We start from the raw sequence: 4,721 nt of genomic DNA, 5'->3' as shown, positions 1-4,721 counted from the left end.
AGTATATCGAGGTTGAAAGTCTGGTCGAACGCGGCCGGCTGATGGCGGGGCTGCTCGCGACTCTGGAGTAACGGCGCGAGCCACATCGCCAAAACCGGGCCAGATCACCGAAACAAGTTGACCGCACTGCAAAAACGGTGGCCCGGATGGCATGGGAATTGCTGAAATGTTAGGCTGGTGGCAGAACCCCAGGCTCCAGCCGCTGTCTCTGATTTGACTCTCATCTGACGGGATCCAACTTGCTCGGATATCTCCTTCGCCGAATTCTCGCCGCCGTGCCTGTGATGGGCGTGGTGGCGCTGTTCGTCTTCCTCCTGCTCCGCCTCACCCCGGGCGATCCCGCCGCGATTCTGGCCGGCGACAACGCCACGCCGGAGCGGCTCGAGCGCATCCGCACCTCGCTCGGGCTCAATGAGCCGCTGATCGTGCAGTTCATCACCTGGCTGAACAAGCTGCTGCATGGCGATCTCGGAACGTCACTCATCTCCAACCTTCCGGTGATGAAGATGATCGGCCAGCGGGTCGAGCCGTCGATCTCGATCGCGCTGTCGACCATCATCCTCGCCGTCATCGTCGCGGTTCCCCTAGGTGTGATCGCGGCGTGGAAGCACGGCACCTGGATCGACCGCTTCGTGATGGGCCTGTCCGTGCTCGGCTTCTCGGTGCCGGTGTTCGTGGTCGGCTACATCCTGATCGAGGTCTTCGCGATCGACCTGCGCTGGGTGCCGGTGCAGGGCTTCCGCAGCATCTCGAACGGGTTTGGGCCGTTCTTCGAGCGCATCATCCTGCCGACCTGTGCGCTGTCCTTCATCTATATCGCGTTGATCGCGCGCATGACGCGCGCGGCGATGCTCGACGTGCTCGGGGAGGACTACGTCCGCACCGCGCGGGCAAAAGGCATCAACGAAGTCGCCGTGATGATGCGGCACGCGCTGCGCAACGCGGCCGTGCCCGTGATCACGGTGATCGGCACCGGCTTTGCGCTTTTGATCTCCGGGGTCGTCGTCACCGAGAGCGTGTTCAACATCCCCGGCATCGGCCGCCTCACGGTGGATGCGGTGCTGGCGCGCGACTATCCGGTGATCCAGGCGATGATCTTGCTGACGTCGCTGATCTATGTCGTCGTCAATCTCCTGATCGACGTCGCCTACACGCTGCTCGATCCCCGGATCCGGTACTAGGGCTAAGGATAACAACAAAAATGTCGGTCGATACCCTTCCCCAGTCCTCCATCCCGATCACGTCGCCGCTGCGACCGCGCCTCGGATTCCTGACCTCGACGCCGATCATCGCGGCGGCGACCATCTGCCTGGTGTTGGTTGTGCTGATCTCGATCCTGGCGCCGTTGATCGCGCCGTATGATCCGATCCAGCTTGCGCCCTCGCAGCGGCTGAAGCCCTCTTCGGCGCAATTCCTGCTCGGCACCGACGCCTATGGCCGCGACCTGCTGTCGCGCGTGATGTATGGCGGACGCATTTCGCTTCTGATCGGCATCGGCTCGGCGATCATGTCGATCGTCATTGGGTTGGCGATCGGCCTCGTCTCCGGCTTCTTCAAGCTGGTCGATTCCGTCATGATGCGGATCATGGACGGCCTGATGGCAATGCCGAGCATCCTGCTGGCAATCGCCGTGGTGTCGCTGTCCGGCGCCAGCCTCTGGACGGTGCTGATCGCGATCACGATCCCCGAAGTTCCGCGCGTGGCACGCCTGGTGCGTTCGGTCGTGCTGTCGGCGCGCGAAGAGCCCTATGTTGAAGCGGCGATCTCGGTCGGCACATCCCTGCCAAAGATCATGTGGCGGCATTTGATGCCGAACACGATCGCACCTCTGATCGTGCAGGGCAGTTACGTCTGCGCGTCCGCGATCCTTACTGAGGCCATCCTCTCCTTCCTCGGCGCCGGCATCTCGCCGGAGACGCCGACCTGGGGCAACATCATGGCCGAGGGCCGTCAGTACTTCCAGCTCAAGCCGACGCTGATCTTCTGGCCGGGCCTGCTGCTCTCGATCGCCATCCTCAGCATCAATTTGATCGGCGACGCCGCCCGCGATGCACTCGATCCGCGCATGAAGCAGCGGGAAGGCAAATGATGACCGATCAAGTGATGACCAGCCCCATCCTCGACATCAACAACCTCGTCGTGTCCGTCGGCAAGAAGCCGAATGCTGCAAACATCCTCGACGGCATCTCGATCCAGGTGCACGAGCGCGAGACGCTGTGCCTTGTCGGCGAAAGCGGCTCAGGCAAGTCGGTGACCTCCCTGACCACGATGGGTCTGCTGCCGAAGGGCACGCTCGTTCCCACCGGCGGCAGCGTCAAGCTGGTCGGCGAGGAGATTCTCACCGCGACCGACCGCCGCCTGCGGCAGCTCCGCGCGACCCGAATGGCGATGATCTTCCAGGAGCCGATGACGGCACTCAATCCGGTGATGCCGGTCGGCCGTCAGATCGACGAAGTCCTGCGCGCGCACACCAAACTCGACGCGAAGGCGCGCAAGAAGCGTATCCTCGACATGATGGAGCAGGTGCGCCTGCCCCAGGTTGAGCGTATCTTTGCCTCCTACCCTCACCGACTCTCCGGCGGTCAGCGCCAGCGCATCATGATCGCGATGGCGCTCGTGCTCGAACCGAAGCTGCTCATTGCGGACGAACCGACCACCGCACTCGACGTCACCACGCAGAAGCAGATCTTGACCCTGATCCGCGACCTCCAGCGCGATCACGGAACCGCCGTGCTGTTCATCACCCACGACATGGGCGTGGTCGCCGAGATCGCCGACCGCGTCGCCGTGATGCGGCAGGGCCGACTGGTCGAGACCGGAACGCTGGATTCCATCCTGCGCAATCCGACCATGGAGTACACCCGCAACCTGCTTTCCGCAGTACCGAGCCTGGTGCCGCGCGCGGCACGGCTTGAGACCAAGGAACCGGTGGTGCTGGAAGCCAACGAGCTTGGGAAGGTCTACCGCGAGCGCGCGTTCTTCGGTAAAGGCCGCGAGGTCGTCGCTGCCGACAAGGTCACGCTGACGCTACGCAAGGGTCGCACGCTCGGCATCGTCGGCGAGAGCGGTTCGGGCAAATCGACCGTGGCGCGCTGCATCGTCCGCCTGATCGACCCGACTTCGGGCGGCGTGCGCCTCTCCGGCCGCGAGATCTCGGACATTTCGCGGCGGCTGTTGCAGCCGCATCGGAAGAAGATCCAGATCGTATTCCAGGACCCCTACCGCTCGCTCAACCCGCGCGTCACCGTCGGCGAAAGCATCGCGGAAGGCCCGATCAATTATGGTGTGTCGCATGCCGACGCAATGAAGCGTGCCCGCGAATTGCTCGAGCTGGTCGGTCTGCCCGCCGATGCGGTCGCGCGCTATCCGCACCAGTTCTCCGGCGGCCAGCGTCAGCGCATTGCGATCGCCCGCGCGCTCGCGCTCGATCCCGATGTGCTGGTCGCGGACGAGGCCGTCTCCGCCCTCGACGTCTCCGTGCAGGCGCAGGTGCTGGAACTGTTCGACGAGATCCAGAAGCGGCTCGGCATCGCCATCCTGTTCATCACTCACGATCTACGCGTCGCAGCACAGATCTGCGACGAGGTCATGGTGATGCAACACGGCCGCGTCGTCGAGCAGGGGCCGGCCGCCGAAGTGCTGACGCATCCGAAGGAGGCGTACACCAGAGCCTTGCTCGAGGCAGCGCCAGGCCGCGGCTGGGATTTTGCGAACTTCCGGCCGGTGGCCGAGGGCGCGGCGGCCAGCGCCTAGTCTCTCGCCTCGTCATTGCGAGCGCAGCGAAGCAATCCAGACTGTCCCTGCGGAAGGATTCTGGATTGCTTCGCTTCGCTCGCAATGACGGCGGTTGCGACAAGCATTCCCAAAACGGCTTGACGCCATGCGCGGCGCGATTGCTTCCCGGCTTGCTCTCGCCGCAAGCACAGGGCTAACGTCGCGCACATTCAATTGCTGGACTTGAGTTGATGACACGTATCGCCGTCGGCGGCTTCCTGCACGAGACCAACACCTTCGCTCCGACGAAGGCGACCTTCGCAGACTTCCAGCACGGCGGCGGCTGGCCGGCGATGACGCAAGGTCCCGACGTGTTGAAGGTGATGCGCCGCATCAATGTCGGCCTCGCCGGTTTCGTCGACAGCGCCGAGGCCCATGGCTGGGAACTCGTTCCGACGATTGCCTGCGGCGCGAGCCCTTCGGCGCATGTCACCAAGGACGCCTTCGAGCGCATCGTGAAGGTCATGGTCGATGGCATTGCCGCCGCCGGCCCGATCGACGCCGTCTATCTCGATCTGCACGGCGCGATGGTCACGGAACATCTCGACGACGGCGAAGGCGAGATTCTCGCGCGCGTGCGCCGCGTCATCGGCAAGGGCATTCCGCTTGTCGCGAGCCTCGACCTGCACGCCAACGTCACGCCCGAGATGATAGAGCATGCGGACGCGCTGATCGCCTACCGCACCTATCCCCATATCGACATGGCCGAGACCGGCCGCGCCTGCGCGCAATATCTCGCAATGCTTCTGAAGACAAAGCAGCGTTTCGCAAAGGCCTTCCGGCAATTGCCGTTCCTGATTCCGATCAGCTGGCAGTGCACCAACGACCAGCCGACCAAGGGCATCTACGAAAAGCTTGCCGCGCTGGAGAGCGACGCGGTTCCGACGCTGTCCTTCGCGCCCGGCTTCCCCGCCGCCGATTTCCGCGATTGCGGGCCGAGCGTGTTC

General features: G+C 63.9%; 4 protein-coding genes. All 4 read left to right on the top strand.

Features of this window, described 5'->3' with window-relative positions; translation table 11 throughout:
* Positions 1-239 precede the first annotated feature (239 nt).
* Positions 240-1,181 (top strand): ABC transporter permease, encoded by a 942-nt coding sequence (locus IVB32_RS16155; RefSeq protein ID WP_007602533.1) that lies wholly within the window; start codon positions 240-242, stop codon positions 1,179-1,181.
* A 20-nt stretch (positions 1,182-1,201) separates the two neighbouring features.
* The gene (locus IVB32_RS16150) at positions 1,202-2,089 is read left to right on the top strand and encodes an ABC transporter permease (protein WP_085351104.1); all 888 of its coding nucleotides are present in this window, start codon (positions 1,202-1,204) and stop codon (positions 2,087-2,089) included.
* Positions 2,090-2,103: 14 nt separating this feature from the next.
* Positions 2,104-3,753, top strand: a complete 1,650-nt coding sequence (locus IVB32_RS16145) for an ABC transporter ATP-binding protein (RefSeq protein WP_026232921.1) — start codon at positions 2,104-2,106, stop codon at positions 3,751-3,753.
* A gap of 212 nt (positions 3,754-3,965) precedes the next feature.
* Positions 3,966-4,721, top strand: a 756-nt coding sequence (locus tag IVB32_RS16140) for a M81 family metallopeptidase (RefSeq protein ID WP_247410731.1), incomplete at its 3' end; no start/stop codon positions are given.

Origin of the sequence: Bradyrhizobium sp. 23 (assembly GCF_023073295.1) — a bacterium.
Classification (GTDB): Bacteria; Pseudomonadota; Alphaproteobacteria; order Rhizobiales; family Xanthobacteraceae; genus Bradyrhizobium; species Bradyrhizobium canariense_D.
Note: the sequence above shows the minus strand (reverse complement) of the source record. Positions and strands in the feature narration are given on the sequence as shown.

Excerpts from the sequence above, each read along its gene's own strand:
- IVB32_RS16150 (WP_085351104.1), top strand. The coding sequence starts at position 1,202 with ATGTCGGTCGATACCCTTCCCCAGTCCTCCATCCCGATCACGTCGCCG.
- IVB32_RS16145 (WP_026232921.1), top strand. The coding sequence starts at position 2,104 with ATGACCAGCCCCATCCTCGACATCAACAACCTCGTCGTGTCCGTCGGC.